Genomic DNA, 22,887 nt, shown 5'->3' on the forward strand with positions numbered 1-22,887 from the left:
CCGACGGGCCGGTTCGTACACGTCCCAGAGACCCTACACCTCGGGCCGCACACGTCCGGGGCTCAGTGGCAGAGCCTCGCCTCGTGCTCCGCGTGCCCGCTCGGCTCCAGCTGGAAGGTGCAGTGCTCCACGTCGAAGTGGTCGCCCAGGCAGCCCTGGAGCTCGTGCAGCAGTTTCTCGTGGCCGATCGAGTCGAGCAGGTCCTGCTGCACCACCACATGGGCGGAGAGCACCGGCATCCCCGAGGTGATCGTCCAGGCGTGCAGATCGTGGACGTCCAGCACCCCGGGCAGCGCCGTGATGTGGTCGCGGACCTCCGCCATGTCGACGCCGGGGGGCGCCGCCTCCAGGAGCACGTTCAGCGTCTCGCGCAGCAGCCGCACCGTGCGCGGGACGATCATCAGCCCGATGATCAGCGAGGCGATCGGGTCCGCCGCCTGCCAGCCGGTCGCCATCACGATGCCCGCCGAGACCAGCACGGTCACCGAGCCCAGCGTGTCCGCCAGCACCTCCAGATAGGCGCCCCGCACATTGAGGCTGTCCTGCTGCCCGCGCGTCAGCAGCGACAGCGACACCGCGTTCGCGACGAGACCCACCAGGGCGAAGGCGATCGTCAGCCCGCCCCGGGTCTCCGCCGGGTCGATGAAGCGCTCCACGGCCTCGAAGAGCAGATAGCCGCCCACCCCGAGCAGCAGGCAGCAGTTGGCCAGGGCCGCCAGGATCTCCGCCCGGGCATAGCCGAAGGTGCGGTTCGGCCCGGCCGGCCGGTTGGCGAAATGGATCGCCAGCAGCGCCAGCCCCAGCCCCAGCGAGTCGGTGGCCATATGGGCCGCGTCGGCGATCAGCGCGAGCGAGCCGGACAGCACACCGCCGACGACCTCCATGACCGTGACGGCCAGGGTGATGCAGAGCGCGATGCGCAGCCGCCCCTTGTGCGCGGCGGCCGCCGTGCCGGTGAGCGCCGGCCCGTGCGTGTGTCCGTGATCGTGCCCTGCCCCCATGGGGACGCCTCCCGGTCGTCTCGCGGACCCGGGCTTCCGGCCCGGGCCCTGCCAGTCAACTACGGGTGGGGGGTATCGGGCAACACGGCACTGAACACCGTTGTCAACGCCATTGACCTGCGGAAACGTATGCAGGTCAGAGCCCTGGACGCAGGCATGTCAGAGCCCCTTCGCGGCGGACGGCCACCCGGCTTTGTCAGGCGGGGCGGCCATCAACGATGATGATCGCGGACGGAGCGTATGGTCCGGCCCCACCCGGAACGGGGCGCGAACGGGCAGTGAACTCGCGCTTCCGTTCATCCGATAGCCTCTGCCGACATGCCGCCGGCCGCTTCTGGCCGCACTGTCGCGTGCCGATCCGTGTCAGCACCCAAGGAGTGAGTTCGTCTGTCGACCGCCATTCTCACAGGTGCTCCGCTGCCCGGATCGTCACTGGAGGACGATCTGCGGTCGCTGGGCTTCGACGTCCGGACAGCCGCCGACGTCACCGAAGCGGCCACCCTGCTCGCCGCCGTCCCGGCGGCCCACCGCGTCGCCCTGGTCGACCCCCGCTTCGTCGGCCACCGCCACGCCCTGCGGCTCGCCCTGACCGACCCCCGCTTCGCCGCGGCGGCCGTGCCCGGCGCTCTCACCGCACAGGCCGAGGCGCGCCCCGCCCTGATCGGCGCCCTGCGCGCCACCACCGACGCGGTCGGCGCCGGAGTCCCCGCGGGCGGCACCGCCACGGTCACCGACCGCACCGTGCCCGGCAGGCTCGCCGCGGCCATGGAGGCCGGCGGCACCGAGGTGCAGCGCCCCGAGCTGGGCTCGCTCGTCGCCACCGTGCCCGCCGACGAGACCGCCCGCGCCGCCGCCCGCACGGACGTCGAGGCCGTGGACGACGAGGCGGTCCGGCTGCGCAGCGCGGTGAAGGCCCGCGACGGCTTCTTCACCACCCACTTCATCAGCCCGTACTCGCGCTACATCGCCCGCTGGTGCGCGCGCCGGGGCCTCACCCCGAACCAGGTCACCACCGCGTCCCTGCTCACCGCGCTGATAGCGGCCGGCTGCGCGGCCACCGGCACCCGGGGCGGCTACGTCGCGGCGGGCGTCCTGCTCCTGTTCTCCTTCGTGCTGGACTGCACCGACGGGCAACTCGCCCGCTACTCGCTCCAGTACTCCACGATGGGCGCCTGGCTGGACGCCACCTTCGACCGGGCCAAGGAGTACGCCTACTACGCGGGCCTCGCCCTCGGCGCGGCCCGGGGCGGCGACGACGTCTGGGCACTGGCGCTCGGCGCGATGGTCCTCCAGTCCTGCCGCCACATCATCGACTTCTCGTTCAACGAGGCCAACCACGACGCGGTGGCGAACAGCAGCCCCACGGCTGCCCTCTCCGACAAGCTCGACAGCGTCGGCTGGACGGTCTGGCTGCGCCGCATGATCGTGCTCCCGATCGGCGAGCGCTGGGCGATGATCGCCGTCCTCACCGCGGTCACCACCCCGCGCATCGTCTTCTACGCCCTGCTCATCGGCTGCGCCTTCGCCGCCTGCTACACCACCGCGGGCCGCCTCCTGCGCTCCCTGACCCGCAAGGCCCGGCGCACCGACCGCGCCGCCCGGGCCCTCGCCGACCTCGCGGACTCCGGCCCGATCGCCCAGCTGATCGCCGCCCGGGGCCCGAAACCCGGCGGCGCCTGGACCGCCCCCGTCGTCGCCCTCGTCGGCACCGGCGCGCTGATCGCCGCCGCGCTCCAGCAGCCCTTCGGCAGCCGCCAGACGGTCATCGCCGCCGCCTTCTACGCGGTGTGCTCCGGCATAGCCGTGGCCCGCCCCCTCAAGGGCGCACTCGACTGGCTCGTGCCCCCGGTCTTCCGGGCCGCCGAGTACTGCACGGTCCTGATCCTGGCCGCCCGCAGCGACCTCGACGGGGCGCTCCCCGCGGCCTTCGGCCTGGTCTCGGCCGTCGCCTACCATCACTACGACACGGTGTACCGCATCCGAGGCGGCACCGGCGCCCCGCCCCAGTGGCTGGTGCGCACGATCGGCGGACACGAGGGCCGGACCCTGGTCGTGGCCGTGCTCGCCGCCGCACTCACCGGAGCCTCCGGTTTCACCACGGCGCTCACCGTGCTCGCCGTGGCCGTGGCCGTGATCGTGCTGGTGGAGTCCATCCGCTTCTGGGTGTCCTCCGGGGCGCCCGCCGTTCACGACGAAGGAGAACCCGCATGATCGGCCTCGTACTGGCAGCCGGCGCAGGACGGCGCCTGCGCCCCTACACCGACACGCTGCCCAAGGCGCTCGTGCCGGTGGACGGCGACAAGACGATCCTCGACCTCACGCTGGCCAACTTCGCCGAGATCGGGCTCACCGAGGTCGCGATCGTCGTCGGCTACCGCAAGGAGGCCGTCTACGCCCGCAAGGAGGAGCTGGAGGCCACCTACGGCCTGAAGCTCACCCTCGTGGACAACGACAAGGCCGAGGAGTGGAACAACGCCTACTCCCTGTGGTGCGCCCGTGAGGAGCTGAAGCGCGGGGTGCTCCTCGCCAACGGCGACACCGTCCACCCGGTCTCCGTCGAGAAGACCCTGCTGGCCGCCCGCGGCCAGGGGCAGAAGATCATCCTCGCCCTCGACACGGTGAAGTCCCTCGCCGACGAGGAGATGAAGGTCGTCGTCGAGGACGGCAAGGGCGTCCGGCGCATCACCAAGCTGATGGACCCGGCCGAGGCCACCGGTGAGTACATCGGCCTCACCCTCATCGAGGCCGAGGCGGCCGAGGAGCTGGCCGACGCGCTGAAGGCCACCTTCGAGCGCGACCCGGACCTCTACTACGAGGACGGCTACCAGGAGCTCGTCAACCGCGGCTTCACCGTGGACGTCGCCCCCATCGGTGACGTCAGCTGGGTCGAGATCGACAACCACGACGACCTCGCGAAGGGCCGGGAGATCGCGTGCCGGTACTGACCCGACTCATCCCGTCCCCGGTCTTCGTGGACATCAGCCGGGGTGCCATGCACGACCTGGCCGGTCTCCTCGCCGACCAGCGGATCTCCGCCTCCGGCAAGCTCGCCATCGCGATCAGCGGCGGCTCCGGGCTCGCCCTGCGCGAGAAGCTGGCCCCGGCCCTGCCGGGCGCCGACTGGTACTGCGTCGCCGGCGGCAACATCGACGCCGCGGTGCAGCTGGCCGACGACATCAAGGGCAAGCGCTACGACGCCGTGGTCGGCCTCGGCGGCGGCAAGATCATCGACGTCGCGAAGTACGCCGCGGCCCGGGTCGGCCTGCCGCTCGTCTCGGTCGCCACCAACCTCGCCCACGACGGCCTCTGCTCGCCCGTCGCCACCCTGGACAACGACAACGGCCGGGGCTCCTACGGCGTCCCCATGCCCATCGCCATGGTGATCGACCTGTCGGTGATCCGTACCGCCCCCGACCGCTTCGTACGGTCCGGGATCGGCGACGCGATCTCCAACATCTCCGCCATCGCCGACTGGGAGCTGTCGCACCAGGTCAACGGCGAGCAGATCGACGGACTCGCCGCCGCCATGGCGCGTACCGCCGGCGAAGCCGTCCTGCGCCACCCCGGCAATGTGGCCGACGACGAGTTCCTCACCGTCCTCGCCGAGTCGCTGGTGCTCTCCGGCATCGCCATCTCGATCAGCGGCGACACCCGGCCCTCGTCCGGCGCCTGCCACGAGATCAGCCACGCGTTCGACCTGCTCTTCCCGAAGCGGGCCGCCAGCCACGGCGAACAGGTCGGCCTCGGCGCCGCCTTCGCCATGCACCTGCGCGGAGCCGTGGACGAGTCCGGGCTCTTCGCCGACGTCCTGCGCCGGCACGGCCTGCCGGTCACGCCCGAGGAGATCGGCTTCACCGCCGACGAATTCGTCCAGGCCGTCGAGTACGCGCCCCAGACCCGCCCGGGACGCTTCACGGTCCTGGAACACCTCAGCCTCTCCACCGAACAGATCAGGGACGCGTACGCCGACTATGCCAAGACCATCAGTAGCTGAACTCCGCCCGGTCGTTCACCCGCCGGGCGTCAAGGACCGGCGCAGCGGTGAGCACTGGGCGGGCCGGATATACATGCGCGAGGTCTCCCTGCGCATCGACCGGTACCTGGTGAACACCAAAGTCACGCCCAACCAGCTGACCTACCTGATGACGCTGGCCGGTGTGCTCGCCGCCCCCGCGCTGCTCGTCCCGGGCATCTGGGGCGCGGTGCTGGGCGTCGTCATGGTCCAGCTGTACCTGCTGCTCGACTGCGTGGACGGCGAGGTCGCGCGCTGGAAGAAGCAGTTCTCGCTCGGCGGCGTCTACCTCGACCGGGTCGGCGCCTATCTGTGCGACGCGGCCGTCCTCGTCGGCTTCGGCCTGCGCGCCGCCGACCTGTGGGGCACCGGCCGCATCGACTGGCTGTGGGCCTTCCTCGGCACGCTCGCCGCGCTCGGCGCGATCCTGATCAAGGCCGAGACGGACCTGGTCGGCGTCGCCCGCCACCAGGGCGGACTGCCGCCGGTCAAGGAGTCCGCCTCCGAGCCGCGCTCCTCCGGCATGGCGTTCGCCCGCCGGGCCGCCGGCGCGCTCAAGTTCCACCGGCTCATCCTGTGCGTCGAGGCGTCCCTGGTGATCCTGGTCGCGGCCGTCCTGGACGAGGTGCGGGACGACTTCTTCTTCAGCCGTCTCGCGGTCGCGGTCCTGGCGGGCATCGCCCTGCTCCAGACCCTGCTGCACCTCGTGTCGGTCCTGGCATCGAGCAGGCTGAAGTGAGCACACCCATGAAACTCGGCGCGGTCATCATCACCATGGGCAACCGCCCGGCCGAGCTGCGCGCCCTGCTCGATTCGGTCGCCGCCCAGGACGGCGACCGGATCGAGGTGGTCGTCGTCGGCAACGGCTCGCCCGTCCCCGACGTCCCGCCGGGCGTCCGCACCGTCGAGCTGCCCGAGAACCTCGGCATCCCCGGCGGCCGGAACGTCGGCATCGAGGCGTTCGGGCCCTCCGGCACCGATGTGGACGCCCTGCTCTTCCTGGACGACGACGGGCTGCTGCCCCTCACCGACACCGCGGAGCTGTGCCGGAAGGCGTTCGCCGAGGACCCCAGGCTCGGCATCATCAGCTTCCGCATCGCGGACCCCGAGACCGGGGTCACCCAGCGCCGGCACGTGCCCCGGCTGCGCGCCGCCGACCCGATGCGCTCGTCCCGCGTGACGACGTTCCTGGGCGGCGCCAACGCGGTGCGCACCCGGGTGCTGGCCGAGGTCGGCCCGCTGCCGGGCGACTTCTTCTACGCGCACGAGGAGACGGACCTCGCCTGGCGGGCGCTGGACGCCGGCTGGCTGATCGACTACCGCGCGGACATGGTGCTGCACCACCCCACCACGGCCCCGTCCCGCCATGCCGTCTACCACCGCATGGTGGCCCGCAACCGGGTCTGGCTGGCCCGGCGCAACCTCCCCGCGCCCCTCGTCCCGGTCTATCTCGGGGTGTGGATGGCGCTGACCCTGCTGCGCCGGCCGTCCGGCGAGGCGCTGAGGGCGTGGTTCGGCGGATTCCGGGAAGGCTGGCGGACACCCTGCGGACCGCGCCGCCCGATGAAGTGGCGTACGGTGTGGCGACTGACCAGGCTGGGCCGCCCTCCGGTCATCTGAGAGGCTCCTCCCTGGGAGCATGAGGCGTATTTTTCTTGTCGGGACCTGTCCGCCCTGAGCCGCGCCCGCGACTGGCTGCGCATTTCGAATACGAGAGTTTCTTCTGGTGAGTGACACAACCCATGGCGGCGCGGTTGCGGTGAGCAGCCCGCCATCAGCCGACGACGGCCTGAGCGCGGCCGAGCTGGCCGCGAAGTACGGCCTTGCGGTCAGCGGTGCCCGGCCCGGACTCCTCGAGTACGTGCGCCAGCTCCGGGGGCGACGCCATTTCATTCTGGCGTTCTCCCGGGCCAAACTGACCGCCCAGTACAGCCAGGCGAAGCTGGGCCAGCTGTGGCAGGTGGCGACCCCGCTCCTGAACGCGGCGGTCTACTTCCTCATCTTCGGGCTGATCCTCGGCACGAAGAAGGGGATACCGCAGGAGGTCTTCATCCCGTTCCTGGTGACCGGGGTGTTCGTCTTCACCTTCACGCAGAGTTCCGTGATGGCCGGGGTACGCGCGATCTCCGGGAACCTCGGCCTGGTGAGGGCCCTGCACTTCCCGCGCGCCTCGCTGCCCATCTCCTTCTCGCTCCAGCAGCTCCAGCAGCTGCTGTACTCGATGATCGTGCTGATCGCGGTCACGGTCGTATTCGGCACCTATCCCCGGCTCTCCTGGCTGCTGGTGCTCCCCGCCCTGGGGATGCAGTTCTTCTTCAACACCGGACTGGCGCTCGCCATGGCCAGGATGGGCGCCAAGACCCCGGACCTGGCGCAGCTGATGCCGTTCGTCATGCGCACCTGGATGTACGCCTCCGGGGTCATGTTCTCCATCCCGGTGATGCTCGCGGACAAGCCGGGCTGGATCGCCGACGTGCTCCAGTACAACCCGGCGGCCATCTACATGGATCTGGTCAGGTTCGCCCTGATCGACGGATACGGCTCCGAGAACCTGCCGGACCACGTCTGGGCGGTCGCCCTCGCCTGGTCGGTCGTGGTGGGCATCGTGGGCTTCGTGTACTTCTGGAAGGCAGAGGAACGGTACGGCCGTGGCTGACGACAACACCGCGGGGCGCGTCCCCACCGTGATCGCCGACGACGTGCACATCGTGTACCGGGTCAACGGCGGCGGCGGTGGCAAGGGCAGCGCCACCGCGGCACTGAGCCGGATCGTGCGCCGCGAGAAGGGCCAGGAGCGCGGGGTGCGCAAGGTGCACGCCGTGCGCGGGGTCACCTTCACCGCCTACCGGGGCGAGGCGATCGGGCTCATCGGGACGAACGGCTCCGGCAAGTCCACGCTGCTCCGCGCCATCGCGGGCCTCCTGCCGACGGAGAGCGGCAGCGTCTACACCGACGGCCAGCCCTCGCTGCTCGGCGTCAACGCCGCGCTGATGAGCGATCTGACCGGCGAGCGCAACGTGGTGCTCGGCGGCCTCGCGATGGGCATGAGCCGCGAGGAGATCCGCGAGCGCTACGAGGACATCGTGGAGTTCTCCGGCATCAACGAGAAGGGCGACTTCATCACCCTGCCGATGCGCACCTACTCCTCCGGCATGGCCGCCCGCCTCCGCTTCTCCATCGCGGCCGCCAAGAACCACGACGTCCTCATGATCGACGAGGCGCTGGCGACCGGTGACCGCAAGTTCCAGATCCGCTCCGAGGCGCGGATCAGGGAGCTGCGCAAGGAGGCCGGCACGGTCTTCCTGGTCAGCCACAGCAACAAGTCGATCCGGGACACCTGCAACCGGGTCCTGTGGCTGGAGAAGGGCGAGCTCCTGATGGACGGCCCGACCGAGGAGGTCCTGCGGGCCTACGAACGCGAGACCGGCAAGTAGACGCCCCGCACCGCACACGGCCCCCGCCGGACCTTTCCGGCGGGGGCCGCGTCCTGTCCGGACCGTGGACCGGAGTCCGGACATCCGCGCCTCGTCGTACGGCGGCCGTCGCGATCTCCTACCGCCGGATGACGTGAACGCGCTCCGGCGGGGGGAAAGTTGACGCGGACCCCGGGGCCGGTGCCGCGCGCCTCGTACCCCGGCGTTTGGATGAGCGTTGTACAACGTAAGCTGTACCGGTGCTGATTCGCCGCAAGTGGGGCGATACCGCCTGGGGGGACGGCCGGGAGCCGTCCTCGGCACTCGGAAGGGCGGGCGGCGTGTCCGGAATGGGGTATTTTGGGTCAGCAGTGTAGAACGGGAGTTGTGACGGCTATGACGGAAGATCTCCCGCTCCGAGGTGCTCACGCCGTCCCCGCGCAGGGCGGTCCGCGGTGACCCGTACCCGGCAGGCGCGGCTCGATACCGCCGCATCCGGAACCCTCGGCAAGGCGGCCCACGAGAACTTTCCGGTCGCCCCCTTCTTCCTGCCGCGCGCCTGGCGCGACGACCTCATGGCCGTGTACGGCTTCGCCCGGCTCGTGGACGACATCGGCGACGGCGACCTCGCCCCCGGTGGCGCCGACGCCGTGTACCTCGGGCTCGAACCGGCTCAGAGCGACGACCGCCTCGCGATGCTCGACGCGCTCGAAAGCGACCTGCACCGCGTCTTCGCGTCCACCGGCGAGACCCCGCACCACCCGCTGATGCGGGCGCTCCGCCCCACCGCCCGGCGCCGCGCGCTCACCCCCGAGCCGTTCATCGGTCTCATCGAGGCCAACCGGCAGGACCAGAAGGTCCGCCGCTACGGCACGTACGAGGAACTCCTCGCCTACTGCGAGCTCTCCGCCAACCCCGTCGGCCGCCTCGTCCTCCAGCTCACCGGGACCGCGAGCCCCGAACGGCTGCGCCGCTCCGACGCCGTGTGCACCGCACTGCAGATCGTGGAGCATCTCCAGGACGTCGCCGAGGACCTCGGCCGCGACCGCGTCTATCTTCCGGCCGAGGACATGGCCCGGTTCCACGTCGGCGAGAGCGACCTCGCGGCGCCCACCGCCAACGCCTCGGTCCGCTCCCTGATCGCTTACGAAGCGGAACGCGCCCGGGATCTGCTGAATGAAGGCACCCCCCTGGTGGGTAGCGTCCACGGCAGGCTGAGACTGCTTCTCGCCGGATTCGTGGGAGGAGGACGCGCCGCCCTCACCGCCGTCGCGGCCGCCGGATTCGACGTACTGCCCGGACCGCCCGGACCCACCAAGCCCAGCCTGCTGCGCGAAGTGGGAGTTGTCTTGCGAAAAGCGCGTAGAGAGGGATGAGCCGGACCGTGGAGGGACAGACGACGTACATGTCGGCACCGGTACAGGCCGCTTACAGTTACTGCGAGGCCGTCACCGGACAGCAGGCGCGTAACTTCGCGTACGGCATCAGGCTGCTGCCGGCCGAGAAGCGGCAGGCCATGTCGGCCCTGTACGCCCTCTCCCGCCGGGTGGACGACATCGGCGACGGCGAACTGGAGCCGGAGACCAAGCGCGTCCGGCTGGAGAGCACCCGCACCCTGCTCGACCGCGTCCGCGCCGGCAAGGTCGAGGAGGACGACACCGACCCGGTCGCCGTCGCGCTCGCCGACGCCGCCCGCCGGTTCCCGCTGCCGCTCGACGGGCTCGACGAGCTCATCGACGGCGTCCTGATGGATGTGGACGGCGCCGTCTACGAGACCTGGGACGACCTCAAGGTCTACTGCCGGTGCGTCGCGGGCGCCATCGGGCGCCTGAGCCTCGGCATCTTCGGTACGGAACCGGGCGCACCCGGCGCCGAACGAGCCCCCGAGTACGCCGACACCCTCGGCCTCGCCCTCCAGCTGACGAACATCCTGCGCGACGTCCGCGAGGACGCGGGCAACGGCCGCACCTATCTGCCCGCCGACGACCTCGCCAAGTTCGGCTGCTCCGCGGGATTCCAGCGGGCCACCCCGCCGCCCGGCTCCGACTTCGCGGGCCTCGTCCACTTCGAGGTCCGGCGCGCCCGCGCCCTGTTCGCCGAGGGTTACCGGCTGCTGCCGATGCTCGACCGGCGCAGCGGCGCCTGCGTGGCGGCCATGGCCGGCATCTACCGCAGGCTCCTCGACCGCATCGAGCGCGACCCCGAGGCGGTGCTGCGCGGCCGGGTCTCGCTCCCGGGCCACGAGAAGGCGTACGTCGCGGTGCGCGGCCTGTCCGGACTCGACGCCCGGCACATCTCACGGCGCACCGCCCGAGGGCGTGTCTGAATGCGCCTCAGGTACATCTCGCGCACCATGTGCATCAAGGACGAACGCGGCGGACGGCGGGCAACCCCCGCCCGGGCCGCCGCGTCCCTGTCTGGGCAGGACCGATCCGAGCAGGGCCGACGGGCACACAGCAGCCGAGAGGGGGACGCATGAACGACGACGCGACGCGCCGCTCCCGCGCGGTCGTGATCGGCGGCGGGCTCGCCGGTGTCACGGCGGCGCTCCGCCTGGCCGACGCCGGGCTTGACGTGACCCTGCTCGAAGGACGGCCCCGGCTCGGCGGGCTCGTCTTCTCCTTCCGCCGGGGCGGGCTGACGGTCGACAACGGCCAGCACGTCTACCTGCGCTGCTGCACCGCCTACCGCTGGTTCCTCGACCGGGTCGACGGCGCCCGCCTGGCACCCCTGCAAAACCGTTTGGACGTGCCCGTTCTGGACGTCGGGCGGCCTGCGGGCCCCCGCCTCGGACGGCTGCGCCGCAACGCTCTCCCGGTCCCGCTGCACCTCGCCGCCGGGCTCGCCGGATACCCGCACCTCTCGCTCGCCGAACGCGCCGGCGTCGCCCGCGCCGCGCTCGCCCTCGGCCGGCTCGACCCGGACGACCCCGCCCTCGACGCCGAGGACTTCGGCAGCTGGCTCGCCCGGCACGGCCAGTCACCGCGCACCATCGAGGCGCTGTGGGACCTGGTCGGCGTCGCCACCCTCAACGCCACCGCCCCCAACGCCTCGCTCGGGCTCGCCGCGAAGGTCTTCAAGACCGGACTGCTCTCCGAACCGGGCGCCGCCGACATCGGCTGGGCCGCCGTACCCCTCGGCGACATCCACGACACGATGAGCCGCAAGGCCCTCGACTCCGCCGGCGTCCGCACCGAACTGCGTACCAAGGCCCACGGCCTCACCCGCACCGACGACGGACACTGGGTGGTCGACACCGGCGCCGAACGGATCGAGGCGGACACCGTCGTCCTGGCCGTGCCGCAGCGCGAGACCCACGACCTGCTGCCCGAAGGCGCGCTCGACGCACCGGACAAGCTCCTGGAGATCGGTACGTCCCCGATCCTCAACGTGCACGTCGTCTACGACCGCAAGGTGCTCAAGCGGCCCTTCTTCGCCGCACTCGGCTCCCCGGTCCAGTGGGTCTTCGACCGCACCGAGGCGTCCGGCCTCACCGGACCCGGGCAGTACCTCGCGGTCTCCCAGTCCGCGGCCGGCGAGGAGATCGATCTCCCCGTGGCCGAGTTGCGCGCCCGCTACCTGCCCGAGCTGGAACGGCTGCTGCCCGCCGCCCGCGGCGCCGGCATCCGGGACTTCTTCGTCACCCGCGAGCGCACCGCGACCTTCGCGCCCGCACCCGGCGTCGGCCGGCTGCGTCCCGGGACGCTCACCCGCGCCCCCGGACTCTTCCTGGCAGGTGCCTGGACCGCCACCGGCTGGCCCGCCACGATGGAGGGCGCGGTCCGCAGTGGCGCGAGTGCCGCGGACGCCGCGCTCCTGGCACTCGGCGCCCCCACCAACATCCGCTGCGAGGCGGCATGAGCAGTACCACCGGAACAAGAGGAGAGTCAGTGACCCCGGCGAATCCGGCTTCCGACACCGTGGCGGACACCACGGACGTCACCGCGCTTCTGGAGCGCGGACGGGCCCTTTCCACGCCGGTGCTCCGGGCCGCCGTCGACCGGCTCGCACCGCCCATGGACACCGTGGCCGCCTACCACTTCGGCTGGATCGACGCCCAGGGCAGGCCGGCCGACGGTGACGGCGGCAAGGCCGTCCGCCCGGCCCTGGCCCTGCTGTCCGCCGAGGCGGCCGGCGCCGCGGCGGAGGCCGGCATCCCCGGCGCCGTCGCCGTCGAACTCGTGCACAACTTCTCGCTGCTGCACGACGACCTGATGGACGGCGACGAGCAGCGGCGCCACCGCGACACCGTATGGAAGGTGCACGGCCCCGCCCAGGCCATCCTGGTCGGCGACGCCCTGTTCGCCCTGGCCAACGAGGTCCTGCTGGAGCTCGGCACGGCCGAGGCCGGCCGGGCGGCCCGGCGGCTGACTACGGCGACCCGCAAGCTCATCGACGGGCAGGCGCAGGACATCTCCTACGAGCACCGCGAGCGCGTCACCGTCGAGGAGTGCCTGGAGATGGAGGGCAACAAGACCGGCGCCCTGCTCGCCTGCGCCTGCTCCATCGGCGCGGTGCTCGGCGGCGCCGACGACCGCACGGCCGACGTCCTGGAGGCGTACGGCCACCACCTCGGGCTCGCCTTCCAGGCGGTCGACGACCTGCTCGGCATCTGGGGCGACCCCGAGTCCACCGGCAAGCAGACCTGGAGCGATCTGCGCCAGCGCAAGAAGTCCCTGCCGGTCGTCGCCGCGCTCGCCGCGGGCGGACCGGCCTCCGAGCGGCTGGGCGAGCTGCTCGCCGCCGACGCCAAGAGCAGCGACTTCGACAGCTTCTCCGAGGAGGAGTTCGCCGCCCGCGCGGCGCTCATCGAGGAGGCGGGCGGTCGCGAGTGGACCGCCCAGGAGGCGCGTCGTCAGCATGCGGTCGCCATAGAGGTGCTGCACGGTGTCGACATGCCGGAACCCGTGCGGGCGCAGCTCACCGCGCTCGCGGACTTCGTCGTCGTACGAAAGAGATGATCACCATCTGGTCCATATGACTCGCAGTCGCCGGCCGGCGCCCCACGGGCGCCGGCCGACGGAGACCCCAGCACAGCAGAGGACCACCTGCACGAAGGGGAAGCCATGACAGCGACGACCGACGGAAGCACCGGGGCCGTTGACCCCCGCGCAGCCTCGGCCAGTAGGAAGACAACCGAATCAACGATCGCCGCGGACGGTGTGCTCGCCGCCGCGCGGCGGGCCGCGGAGCGCTCGGTGGAGCATCTCCTCGGCAGGCAGGACGAGCAGGGCTGGTGGAAGGGAGACCTCGCCACCAACGTCACGATGGACGCCGAGGACCTGCTGCTCCGCCAGTTCCTCGGCATCCAGGACCCCGCCACGGTCCGGGCGGCCGCGGGATTCATCCGCGGCGAACAGCTCGGCGACGGGACGTGGGCGACCTTCCACGGCGGCCCCGCGGACCTCTCCACCACCATCGAGGCGTACGTCGCGCTGCGGCTGGCCGGCGACCGGCCGGAGGACCCGCACATGGCCCGCGCCGCGGGCTGGGTCCGGGAGCAGGGCGGCATCGCCGCGAGCCGGGTCTTCACCCGGATCTGGCTGGCCCTCTTCGGCTGGTGGAAGTGGGACGACCTGCCGGAGCTCCCCCCGGAGCTGATGTTCTTCCCGAAGTGGGTCCCGCTCAACATCTACGACTTCGGCTGCTGGGCCCGCCAGACCATCGTGCCGCTCACCATCGTTTCGGCGAAGCGGCCGGTCCGGCCCGCCCCCTTCGCCCTGGACGAGCTGCACACCGACCCCGCGCACCCGAATCCGCCCAAGCGCCCCGCACCGGCGCGGAGTTGGGACGGACTCTTTCAGCGGCTCGACAAGGCGCTGCACGTCTACCACCGGTTCGCGCCGCGCGGACTGCGCCGGGTCGCGATGAACGCCGCGGCCCGCTGGATCATCGAACGCCAGGAGAACGACGGCTGCTGGGGCGGCATCCAGCCGCCCGCCGTCTACTCGGTCATCGCCCTGCACCTCCTCGGCTACGACCTCGAACACCCGGTGATGCGGGCGGGCCTGGAATCGCTCGACCGCTTCGCCGTGTGGCGCGAGGATGGCACCCGCATGATCGAGGCGTGCCAGTCCCCGGTCTGGGACACCTGTCTGGCCACCATCGCGCTCGCCGACGCCGGGGTCGCCCCCGACCACCCGGCGCTCGTGAGGGCGGCGGACTGGATGCTCGCCGAGGAGATCGTCCGGCCGGGCGACTGGGCGGTGCGCCGGCCCCGACTGGAGCCCGGCGGCTGGGCGTTCGAGTTCCACAACGACAACTACCCGGACATCGACGACACCGCGGAGGTGGTCCTCGCCCTGCGCCGGGTCCGCCACCCCGACCAGGCCCGGGTGGACGCCGCGATCGAGCGCGGTGTGCGCTGGAACGTCGGCATGCAGTCCCGTAACGGGGCCTGGGGCGCCTTCGACGCGGACAACACCAGCGCCTTCCCCAACCGGCTGCCCTTCTGCGACTTCGGCGAGGTCATCGACCCGCCGTCCGCCGACGTCACCGGGCACGTGGTGGAGATGCTGGCCGTCGAGGGCCGTGCCGCGCACCCCGTCACCCGGCGCGGCATCGAGTGGCTGCTGTCCGAACAGGACGCGGGCGGCGGCTGGTTCGGGCGCTGGGGCGTCAACTACGTGTACGGGACGGGGTCGGTGGTCCCCGCGCTGACCGCCGCCGGGCTGTCCCCGTCGCACCCGGCGATCCGCCGCGCGGTCGACTGGCTGGAGTCCGTCCAGAACGACGACGGCGGCTGGGGCGAGGACCTGCGCTCCTACAGCGAGGAGAAGTGGATCGGCCAGGGCGCCTCCACCGCGTCCCAGACCGCCTGGGCGCTCCTCGCGCTGCTCGCCGCGGAGCGGCGGGACACCGTCGCCGTGACCCGGGGCATCGCCTGGCTCACCGAGACCCAGCAGGCCGACGGCTCCTGGGACGAGCCCTACTTCACCGGCACCGGGTTCCCCTGGGACTTCTCCATCAACTACCACCTCTACCGGCAGGTCTTCCCGCTCACCGCACTCGGGCGGTATGTGCACGGCGACCCGTTCGCGGGCCGCACGCCGACGCGCGAGGGGGTCTGATGGCAGAGGCCGGGCCGGCCGCCCCGCTGCTGATCGCCTGCGCGCTCGGCATCGAACAGCTCGCCCTGCGCACCGGCCGGGGGAGGGCGGTGGACGCCCCGGAGCGGGTCACCGTGCTCCGTACCGGCATGGGCCCCAAGGCGGCCGAGACCGCAGTGGCGCGCGCGCTCGGGCCGGACGGCGGGGCACCGGACACCGCGGTCATCGCCGCGGGGTTCTGCGCCGGCCTCGCGCCCGGGATGCACCCGGGCGACCTGGTGGTGGCCGAGGAGACCCGGGCCGCCGGGGACCCCGTCCCGTGCACCGGTGCGGAACTGCTGGCCGAGGCGCTGGCCAGGGCCGTACCGGGGCGCACCGTACACACCGGCCCGCTCACCGGGTCCGACCATGTCGTCCGGGGACATGAGCGGGCCGAGCTGCGGGCCACCGGGGCGATCGCGGTGGACATGGAGTCCGCCGCCACCCTGCGCACCGCCCTGCGGTCCGGGCCACGCCCGGTTGCCGCCGTACGGGTGGTCGTGGACGCTCCGGAGCATGAGCTCGTCCGCATCGGCACGTTCCGCGGTGGAATATCGGCTTTCCGCGTTCTCCGTGCCGTCCTGCCGGCTTTCTATGAATGGCACCGATCTTTGCTGCTCCCCAGGAGGTGAGCTAGATGGCCATGCCGCTTCGTCAGTCCATCAAGGTTGCGACGTACCTCATTGAACAAAAGCTCCGCAAGCGGGACAAGTTCCCGCTGATCGTCGAGCTGGAGCCGTTGTACGCCTGCAACCTCGCCTGCGAGGGCTGCGGGAAGATCCAGCACCCGGCCGGAGTCCTCAAGCAGCGCATGCCGGTGGCCCAGGCCGTCGGCGCCGTGCTCGAATCGGGCGCCCCGATGGTCTCCATCGCCGGCGGCGAACCGCTGATGCACCCTCAGATCGATGAGATCGTGCGCCAGCTGGTGGCGAAGAGGAAGTACGTCTTCCTCTGCACCAACGCGGTGCTGCTGCGCAAGAAGATCGAGAAGTTCACGCCCTCGCCCTACTTCGCGTTCGCCGTGCACATCGACGGGCTGCGCGAGCGGCACGACGAATCGGTCGCCAAGGAAGGGGTGTTCGACGAGGCGGTGGCGGCGATCAAGGAGGCCAAGCGGCGCGGCTTCCGGGTCACCACCAACTCCACCTTCTTCAACACCGACACCCCGCAGACCATCATCGAGGTGCTCAACTTCCTCAACGACGACCTCAAGGTGGACGAGATGATGATCTCGCCCGCCTACGCGTACGAGAAGGCTCCCGACCAGGAGCACTTCCTGGGCGTCGAGCAGACCCGCGAGCTGTTCAAGAAGTCCTTCGCCGGCGGCAACCGGAGCCGGTGGCGGCTGAACCACTCGCCGCTCTTCCTGGACTTCCTGGAGGGCAAGGCCGACTTCCCGTGCACCGCCTGGGCCATCCCCAACTACTCCCTGTTCGGCTGGCAGCGGCCCTGCTACCTGATGAGCGACGGCTACGTACCGACGTACCGGCAGCTCATCGAGGACACCGACTGGGACAAGTACGGCCGGGGCAAGGACCCGCGCTGCGCCAACTGCATGGCGCACTGCGGCTACGAGCCCACCGCCGTCCTCGCGACCATGGGCTCCCTGAAGGAGTCCCTGCGCGCCATGCGTGAGACCGTCGGCGGCAACGGCTGAGCCGCGACACCCGGCCGGGCTCCCACGCGGAGCCCGGCCATCACCGTGAGCAGGAACAGGACCACAGAGAAGGGGGCCCGGGTATGACGCTGCTCCAGAGCATCCGGGGGCCGCACGATCTGAAGGCACTGAACGCGTCACAACTCGGCGAACTCGCCGACGACATCCGCACATTCCTGGTCCAGGCGGTGGCCAGGACCGGGGGCCATCTGGGCCCCAACCTCGGGGTGGTGGAGCTGACCATCGCCCTGCACCGGGTCTTCGACTCGCCCGTCGACCGCATCCTGTGGGACACCGGCCACCAGAGCTACGTACACAAACTGCTCACCGGGCGCCAGGACTTCTCCAAGCTGCGCGGCAAGGGCGGGCTCTCCGGCTACCCGTCCCGCGAGGAGTCCGAGCACGACGTCATCGAGAACTCGCACGCCTCCACCGTCCTCGGCTGGGCCGACGGCCTGGCCAAGGCCAACGAGGTACGCGGACGGGGCGGCCAGGTCGTCGCCGTCATCGGGGACGGGGCCCTCACCGGCGGCATGGCCTGGGAGGCGCTGAACAACATCGCGGCCGCCAAGGACCGCCCGCTGATCGTCGTCGTCAACGACAACGAGCGCTCGTACGCGCCCACCATCGGCGGCCTCGCCCGCCACCTGGCCACCCTGCGCACCACCGACGGCTACGAACGCTTCCTGTCCTGGGGCAAGGGCCTGCTGGAACGCACCCCCGTCATCGGGCAGCCGCTGCACGGGGCGCTGCACGGGGCCAAGAAGGGCTTCAAGGACTTCGTCGCCCCGCAGGGCATGTTCGAGGACCTGGGGCTGAAGTACATCGGCCCGGTCGACGGGCACGACACCGCCGCCGTCGAGGCCGCCCTGCACCGCGCCAAGGGCTTCCGGGGCCCGGTCCTCGTCCACTGCATCACCGAGAAGGGCCGCGGTTACGCCCCCGCGCTCCAGGACGAGGCCGACCGCTTCCACGCCGTCGGCGCGATGGACCCCCTGACCTGCGTCCCGCTCGCGCCCGCCGCCGGCCCGTCCTGGACCTCCGTGTTCGCGGACGAGATCGCGGCCATCGGGGCGGAGCGCCCGGACGTCGTCGCGCTCACCGCCGCGATGCGGGACCCGGTCGGGCTGACGAAGTTCGCCGAGCGGTTCCCGGACCGCGTCTGGGACGTCGGCATCGCGGAGCAGCACGCGGCGGTCAGCGCGGCGGGGCTCGCCACGGGCGGGCTGCACCCGGTCGTCGCCGTCTACGCCACCTTCCTCAACCGGGCGTTCGACCAGCTCCTGATGGACGTCGCCCTGCACCGGTGCGGGGTCACCTTCGTCCTGGACCGGGCCGGGGTCACCGGGCCCGACGGCGCCTCCCACAACGGCATGTGGGACCTGTCCGTGCTCCAGGTCGTGCCCGGGCTGCGGATCGCCGCCCCGCGCGACGCGGACCGGCTGCGCGAGGAGCTGCGCGAGGCGGTCGCGGTGGACGACGCGCCGACCCTGGTGCGGTTCCCGAAGGAGTCGGTCGGGGAGACGATCGCGGCGGTCGGCCGGATCGGCGGAATGGACGTGCTGCGGCGCGACGAGGACGCCGATGTGCTCCTCGTCGCCGTCGGCGTGATGGCCTCCGTCTGCCTGCGCACCGCCGAACTGCTGTCGGGCGCCGGCATCCGCTGCACCGTGGTGGACCCGCGCTGGGTCAAGCCGGTCGACGCGATGCTGCCGCCGCTCGCCGCCGGACACCGGCTCGTCGCGGTGGTCGAGGACAACAGCCGGGCCGGGGGCGTCGGTTCGGCGGTCGGGCAGGCGCTCCGGGACGCGGGCGTCGACGTACCGCTGCGCACCTTCGGCATTCCCGAGCAGTTCCTCGCGCACGGCAAGCGGTCCGAGGTGCTGGCCGACATCGGACTCACCCCGGTCGAGATCGCCGGCCGGATCAGCGCCGTCACGGCCGCCCGGAAGGCGGCCGGCGGCACGGGGCAGGACGCTCCGGGCAACGGGCACAAGGAGAGCGGGGCATGAAGGACGACGAGCCCAAGGGCTTCGATCTGGCGCGGCTTCTCGCCGAGCGCGGCGCCGAACGCTACGAGCTGCACAGCAAGCACCTCAACCACCAGCTCCCGCGCATGCTGCACACCATCGGCTTCGACAAGGTCTACGAACGGGCCGAGGGCGCGCACTTCTGGGACGCGGACGGCAACGACTACCTGGACATGCTCGCCGGCTTCGGCGTCATGGGGCTCGGCCGGCACCACCCCGTCGTACGCAAGGCGCTGCACGACGTCCTCGACGCCTCGCTCGCCGATCTGACCCGCTTCGACTGCCAGCCGCTGCCCGGGCTGCTCGCCGAGAAGCTGCTGAGTCACAGCCCGCATCTGGACCGGGTGTTCTTCGGCAACAGCGGCACCGAGGCCGTCGAGACGGCCCTCAAGTTCGCCCGGTACGCCACCGGCCGGCCGCGTGTCCTGTACTGCGACCACGCCTTCCACGGGCTGACCACCGGCTCGCTCTCGGTCAACGGCGAGGGCGGCTTCCGGGACGGCTTCGCCCCGCTGCTGCCCGACACCGCGGTCCCGCTCGGCGACCTCGCCGCGCTCAGCAGGGAGCTGAAGCGGGGCGATGTGGCCGCACTGGTGGTGGAGCCGATCCAGGGCAAGGGGGTGCTCGCCGCGCCGCCCGGCTATCTGCGCGAGGCGCAGGAGCTGCTGCGCAAGCACAAGGCCCTCCTCATCGCCGACGAGGTGCAGACCGGTCTCGGCAGGACCGGCGACTTCTACGCGTACCAGCACGAGGAAGGCGTGGAACCGGACCTCGTCTGCGTCGCCAAGGCGCTCTCCGGCGGCTATGTCCCGGTCGGGGCGACGCTCGGCAGGGACTGGATCTTCAAGCGCGTCTACTCCTCGATGGACCGGGTCCTCGTCCACTCTGCGAGCTTCGGCTCCAACGCCCAGGCGATGGCGGCGGGGCTCGCGGTGCTGTCGGTGATGGAGGACGAGGAGACCGTCGCGCACGCGCGCCGCACCGGCGACCTGCTCCGCGAGCGGCTGTCCGCGCTCGTCGGGCGCTACGAGCTGCTGCACGAGGTGCGGGGGCGCGGGCTGATGATCGGCATCGAGTTCGGCCGCCCCACCTCGCTGAAACTGCGCAGCCGCTGGACCATGCTCCAGGCGGCCCGCAAGGGCCTCTTCGCGCAGATGGTCGTCGTGCCGCTGCTCCAGAAGCACCGCATCCTGACCCAGGTCTCCGGCGACCATCTGGAAGTGATCAAGCTGATCCCGCCGCTGGTCATCGACGACGCGGACGTCGACCGCTTCGTGGCGGCGTTCACCGCCGTCATGGACGACGCGCACAGCGGCGGGGGACTGATGTGGGACTTCGGGCGGACCCTGGTGAAGCAGGCCGTCGCCAACCGCTGAGACGTTTTCGCCCCCGAGTTTTGCCCCTGAGGCAAGAAATTTGCCTCAGGGGAAAGTGTTTGGCCCAATGGAGGCATGAACCCTCCGGACGACCTGGCGGCCGGTGAGCTGCCCGGTGTCGCGCCACGCCTGCGCGATCTGCGCCGAGGCCGTGGTCTCACCCTGGAGACCGCGGCCCAGCGGGCCGGGCTCTCGCCCGCCCACCTCTCCCGGCTCGAAACGGGCCGGCGCCAGCCCTCGCTGCCGATGCTGCTCCAGCTGGCCAGGATCTACGGTACGACGGTCTCCGAGCTCCTCGGCGAGACACCCCCGGAACGGGACGCGATCATCCGCGGCCGCCCCTTCGAGGGCGCGGCCGCCGACGGCTGGCTGTACCAGCAGGCCGGCGGCTCCGGCCGGGCGATGCAGGCGCTGCGCGTCCGCGTTCCGTACGGCGCCCAGGGCGACCTGGTCCGTGTCCACCCCGGCGAGGAGTGGCTGTACGTCCTGACCGGCCGCCTCCGGGTGACGCTCGGCGAGACCGTGCACGACCTCGCGCCCGGCGACGGCGCGCACTTCGACTCGCTCACCCCGCACCGGATCGCCGCCCCCGAACCCGAGGGCGCCGAGCTGCTCTTCGTCCACACCCTGTTGCAGAGTCCCGCCGCCGACCTGTGCCTCGGCGGCCGGGTCCACCGCGGCTGAGACGTTTCCGCCGCCGGACCCCCGGCAGCCAGAGAGGCCAGTCATGTCCGATTCAGAGCACTACGACCCGCTCACCCCGGCCCCGCGCCCCGGCGCCGACAGCCAGGAGAAGAAGATGCCGCGCGGACTCGTGATCCGGCTCTTCGCCTACCTGGTGGCCGGGCACGTCATCGCCGCGTTCCTGTACCTGCTCTTCGCGGTCGGCATGCACAACCAGTAGGCCGGTCCGTCTCGGCCCTAGTCCAGGAGCCGTTCGCGCAGCTGCTCACGGGTGGTGGGGGCGAGCTTCAGTCCCTCGGTGAGATAGCGGTCCGTGCCGCCCCAGGTCTCGTCAATGGTGGTGAAGGCCGCGGCGAGGTAGTCGGGCTGGGCGCCGAAGAGCGGATTGAGCAGCTCCAGCACCTCAGGGGACATCCCGGCCGCCGAGGTGTCGCTGCGCCGGATGCGGTAGCGGCGGTGCGCGTCGTTCGACTTGAGGTAGTCGGCCTCGATGGCCTCCCGGCCGACGCCCACCGCCAGCAGCGTCACCGCGATCGACAGCCCGGCCCGGTCCTTGCCGGCCGCGCAGTGCATCAGGGCCGGCACGCTGTCCTCGGCCAGGGCGTGCAGCACCCGGCTGTGCTCGGCGGTGCGCTCCAGGATGATCGAGCGGTACGAGGCGACCATGCGGTTCGTCCCCTTGCCGTCGGCCAGGATCGAGCGCAGCTGCGCCAGGTCGCCGTCGCGCACCATCCGCCAGAACTCGGCGCCGTCCGCCGGGTCGCTGAGCGGGATGCTCACATTCCGTACGCCCGGCAGCTCGATGTCCAGGCCGTCCAGCTTGTGGTCGGCCGCGTTGCGGAAGTCGAAGACGGTGTGCAGCCCGAGCCCGCCGAGGAAGGCCGCGTCCTCGGCCGTGGCGTGTGCCAGATGACCGCTGCGGTAGAGCCTGCCGCGGCGCACCCGGCGGCCGTCGGTGGTGGGCAGGCCACCCAGGTCGCGGAAGTTGCGGACGCCGGTGAGGACGGGCTCCGTCGGCGGGGTCTGCGGCAGCTGCTGCGTCACGGTCACTCCTGGAGGCTCTGCCCCGGCGCGTGTCGCCGACGGGCCCACGACCGCGACGATACGACATCGGTTCCTGGGGCAATCATCTCGGCCACCCGCCGGTCCGCCCGCTCCGGTGCTGACACGAACGACGGCCGCGACATGTCCGTATTGCCGGATTGGGAATAACTTGCCCCGGTTGTACGGGGGATGATCACTTGCTCGTGAGCGGGATCATATCCGTGACGGTGTGTGGTGACGCCCCGGCGGGGTACTCCCCGCACCGCGCGGAATGCCAAGATCCGTAATCCACGGAGTGTGACCGGAATTCGGCGCCGTAATTCCGGTGCGGAATCCGGTGCGGAACGCGTGGCTTGTTTCCGTCGTCCCGGCTCGCTTACGTTCCATGCCATCCGGATGGAACGCCCAATCCTGCCGCCGTCCGGAATTCGCACCCACTCACCGTGTGGCAGGAGCGGGGGAACCAGGTAAGCCGCCGACCGGGACGACCGGACGGCTAGGGGTGAAGTCGCGCCAGGCGCGGCCGGGCATCTCCAGCCCGAACCCGACAGCTCACCTCGCAGGCGCCGGAGAGGAAATTCT

At 71.6% G+C, this 22,887-nt stretch carries 21 protein-coding genes and 1 riboswitch; of the genes, 18 read left to right on the top strand and 3 right to left on the bottom strand.

Annotation, left to right across the window (positions count from 1 at the left end; translation table 11 throughout):
- Positions 1-62: 62 nt before the first annotated feature.
- Complete coding sequence (locus OG338_RS27105) at positions 63-1,001, bottom strand: cation diffusion facilitator family transporter (protein WP_405939846.1); 939 nt, start codon at positions 999-1,001, stop codon at positions 63-65.
- A 429-nt stretch (positions 1,002-1,430) separates the two neighbouring features.
- On the bottom strand, positions 1,431-1,565 hold the full coding sequence (locus OG338_RS27110; RefSeq protein WP_405939847.1) for a hypothetical protein: 135 nt from the start codon (positions 1,563-1,565) through the stop codon (positions 1,431-1,433).
- Here OG338_RS27110 and OG338_RS27115 point away from each other — a divergent pair.
- The 18 genes from OG338_RS27115 (at position 1,503) to OG338_RS27200 (ending at position 21,481) form a co-directional block, all read left to right on the top strand.
- Positions 1,503-3,212: a DUF5941 domain-containing protein gene (locus tag OG338_RS27115; RefSeq protein WP_405940541.1), complete on the top strand. Its 1,710-nt coding sequence runs from the start codon at positions 1,503-1,505 to the stop codon at positions 3,210-3,212. The genes OG338_RS27110 and OG338_RS27115 overlap by 63 nt on opposite strands.
- Positions 3,209-3,946 carry a sugar phosphate nucleotidyltransferase gene (locus OG338_RS27120; protein WP_405939848.1) on the top strand — a complete coding sequence of 246 codons (738 nt, stop codon included), beginning with the start codon at positions 3,209-3,211 and terminating at the stop codon, positions 3,944-3,946. The genes OG338_RS27115 and OG338_RS27120 overlap by 4 nt, the downstream gene beginning before the upstream one ends.
- On the top strand, positions 3,934-4,995 hold the full coding sequence (locus OG338_RS27125) for an iron-containing alcohol dehydrogenase family protein (protein WP_405939849.1): 1,062 nt from the start codon (positions 3,934-3,936) through the stop codon (positions 4,993-4,995). Before OG338_RS27120 ends, OG338_RS27125 begins: the two co-directional genes overlap by 13 nt.
- The gene (locus tag OG338_RS27130) at positions 4,973-5,752 is read left to right on the top strand and encodes a CDP-alcohol phosphatidyltransferase family protein (protein WP_164404264.1); all 780 of its coding nucleotides are present in this window, start codon (positions 4,973-4,975) and stop codon (positions 5,750-5,752) included. Before OG338_RS27125 ends, OG338_RS27130 begins: the two co-directional genes overlap by 23 nt.
- Positions 5,753-5,760: 8 nt before the next feature.
- Positions 5,761-6,633: a glycosyltransferase family 2 protein gene (locus tag OG338_RS27135; protein ID WP_405940542.1), complete on the top strand. Its 873-nt coding sequence runs from the start codon at positions 5,761-5,763 to the stop codon at positions 6,631-6,633.
- A gap of 106 nt (positions 6,634-6,739) precedes the next feature.
- Complete coding sequence (locus OG338_RS27140) at positions 6,740-7,669, top strand: ABC transporter permease (protein WP_405939850.1); 930 nt, start codon at positions 6,740-6,742, stop codon at positions 7,667-7,669.
- A complete protein-coding gene (locus OG338_RS27145; protein ID WP_405939851.1) occupies positions 7,662-8,447 on the top strand; it encodes an ABC transporter ATP-binding protein in 786 nt (261 codons plus the stop codon). Before OG338_RS27140 ends, OG338_RS27145 begins: the two co-directional genes overlap by 8 nt.
- Before the next feature lie 434 nt (positions 8,448-8,881).
- Positions 8,882-9,802 (top strand): squalene synthase HpnC, encoded by a 921-nt coding sequence (gene hpnC, locus OG338_RS27150; RefSeq protein WP_405939852.1) that lies wholly within the window; start codon positions 8,882-8,884, stop codon positions 9,800-9,802.
- The gene (hpnD, locus tag OG338_RS27155; RefSeq protein WP_405939853.1) at positions 9,799-10,752 is read left to right on the top strand and encodes a presqualene diphosphate synthase HpnD; all 954 of its coding nucleotides are present in this window, start codon (positions 9,799-9,801) and stop codon (positions 10,750-10,752) included. Before hpnC ends, hpnD begins: the two co-directional genes overlap by 4 nt.
- A 149-nt stretch (positions 10,753-10,901) precedes the next feature.
- Complete coding sequence (gene hpnE, locus OG338_RS27160) at positions 10,902-12,287, top strand: hydroxysqualene dehydroxylase HpnE (RefSeq protein WP_405939854.1); 1,386 nt, start codon at positions 10,902-10,904, stop codon at positions 12,285-12,287.
- Positions 12,284-13,387, top strand: coding sequence for a polyprenyl synthetase family protein (locus OG338_RS27165; RefSeq protein WP_051083889.1), 1,104 nt, complete (start codon positions 12,284-12,286; stop codon positions 13,385-13,387). Before hpnE ends, OG338_RS27165 begins: the two co-directional genes overlap by 4 nt.
- Positions 13,388-13,492: 105 nt before the next feature.
- Positions 13,493-15,496, top strand: a complete 2,004-nt coding sequence (shc, locus tag OG338_RS27170) for a squalene--hopene cyclase (RefSeq protein WP_405939855.1) — start codon at positions 13,493-13,495, stop codon at positions 15,494-15,496.
- The gene (locus tag OG338_RS27175; RefSeq protein ID WP_405939856.1) at positions 15,496-16,146 is read left to right on the top strand and encodes a 1-hydroxy-2-methyl-2-butenyl 4-diphosphate reductase; all 651 of its coding nucleotides are present in this window, start codon (positions 15,496-15,498) and stop codon (positions 16,144-16,146) included. Before shc ends, OG338_RS27175 begins: the two co-directional genes overlap by 1 nt.
- Before the next feature lie 5 nt (positions 16,147-16,151).
- Positions 16,152-17,171 carry an adenosyl-hopene transferase HpnH gene (hpnH, locus tag OG338_RS27180; protein ID WP_405939857.1) on the top strand — a complete coding sequence of 340 codons (1,020 nt, stop codon included), beginning with the start codon at positions 16,152-16,154 and terminating at the stop codon, positions 17,169-17,171.
- An 83-nt stretch (positions 17,172-17,254) separates the two neighbouring features.
- On the top strand, positions 17,255-19,183 hold the full coding sequence (gene dxs, locus OG338_RS27185) for a 1-deoxy-D-xylulose-5-phosphate synthase (protein WP_405939858.1): 1,929 nt from the start codon (positions 17,255-17,257) through the stop codon (positions 19,181-19,183).
- Complete coding sequence (locus OG338_RS27190; RefSeq protein ID WP_405939859.1) at positions 19,180-20,577, top strand: aspartate aminotransferase family protein; 1,398 nt, start codon at positions 19,180-19,182, stop codon at positions 20,575-20,577. The genes dxs and OG338_RS27190 overlap by 4 nt, the downstream gene beginning before the upstream one ends.
- Before the next feature lie 75 nt (positions 20,578-20,652).
- Entirely contained in the window at positions 20,653-21,261 is a 609-nt protein-coding gene (locus tag OG338_RS27195) for a helix-turn-helix domain-containing protein (protein WP_405939860.1), read from the top strand.
- A 43-nt stretch (positions 21,262-21,304) separates the two neighbouring features.
- Entirely contained in the window at positions 21,305-21,481 is a 177-nt protein-coding gene (locus tag OG338_RS27200; RefSeq protein WP_018100137.1) for a DUF6126 family protein, read from the top strand.
- Between the two features lie 17 nt (positions 21,482-21,498).
- Here OG338_RS27200 and OG338_RS27205 read toward each other — a convergent pair whose 3' ends face one another.
- Positions 21,499-22,305, bottom strand: a complete 807-nt coding sequence (locus OG338_RS27205; protein WP_405939861.1) for a tyrosine-protein phosphatase — start codon at positions 22,303-22,305, stop codon at positions 21,499-21,501.
- A gap of 421 nt (positions 22,306-22,726) precedes the next feature.
- A riboswitch (cyclic di-AMP (ydaO/yuaA leader) is annotated at positions 22,727-22,886 on the top strand.
- Position 22,887: the final 1 nt, after the last annotated feature.

The organism is Streptomyces sp. NBC_00726 (assembly GCF_045161735.1).
Classification (GTDB): Bacteria; Actinomycetota; Actinomycetes; order Streptomycetales; family Streptomycetaceae; genus Streptomyces.

Excerpts from the sequence above, each read along its gene's own strand:
- OG338_RS27120 (WP_405939848.1), top strand. The coding sequence starts at position 3,209 with ATGATCGGCCTCGTACTGGCAGCCGGCGCAGGACGGCGCCTGCGCCCC.
- shc (WP_405939855.1), top strand. The coding sequence starts at position 13,493 with ATGACAGCGACGACCGACGGAAGCACCGGGGCCGTTGACCCCCGCGCA.
- OG338_RS27130 (WP_164404264.1), top strand. The coding sequence starts at position 4,973 with ATGCCAAGACCATCAGTAGCTGAACTCCGCCCGGTCGTTCACCCGCCG.
- OG338_RS27175 (WP_405939856.1), top strand. The coding sequence starts at position 15,496 with ATGGCAGAGGCCGGGCCGGCCGCCCCGCTGCTGATCGCCTGCGCGCTC.
- OG338_RS27135 (WP_405940542.1), top strand. The coding sequence starts at position 5,761 with ATGAAACTCGGCGCGGTCATCATCACCATGGGCAACCGCCCGGCCGAG.
- OG338_RS27195 (WP_405939860.1), top strand. The coding sequence starts at position 20,653 with ATGAACCCTCCGGACGACCTGGCGGCCGGTGAGCTGCCCGGTGTCGCG.
- OG338_RS27190 (WP_405939859.1), top strand. The coding sequence starts at position 19,180 with ATGAAGGACGACGAGCCCAAGGGCTTCGATCTGGCGCGGCTTCTCGCC.
- hpnD (WP_405939853.1), top strand. The coding sequence starts at position 9,799 with ATGAGCCGGACCGTGGAGGGACAGACGACGTACATGTCGGCACCGGTA.
- dxs (WP_405939858.1), top strand. The coding sequence starts at position 17,255 with ATGACGCTGCTCCAGAGCATCCGGGGGCCGCACGATCTGAAGGCACTG.
- OG338_RS27200 (WP_018100137.1), top strand. The coding sequence starts at position 21,305 with ATGTCCGATTCAGAGCACTACGACCCGCTCACCCCGGCCCCGCGCCCC.
- OG338_RS27105 (WP_405939846.1), bottom strand. The coding sequence starts at position 1,001 with ATGGGGGCAGGGCACGATCACGGACACACGCACGGGCCGGCGCTCACC.
- hpnE (WP_405939854.1), top strand. The coding sequence starts at position 10,902 with ATGAACGACGACGCGACGCGCCGCTCCCGCGCGGTCGTGATCGGCGGC.
- hpnH (WP_405939857.1), top strand. The coding sequence starts at position 16,152 with ATGGCCATGCCGCTTCGTCAGTCCATCAAGGTTGCGACGTACCTCATT.
- OG338_RS27165 (WP_051083889.1), top strand. The coding sequence starts at position 12,284 with ATGAGCAGTACCACCGGAACAAGAGGAGAGTCAGTGACCCCGGCGAAT.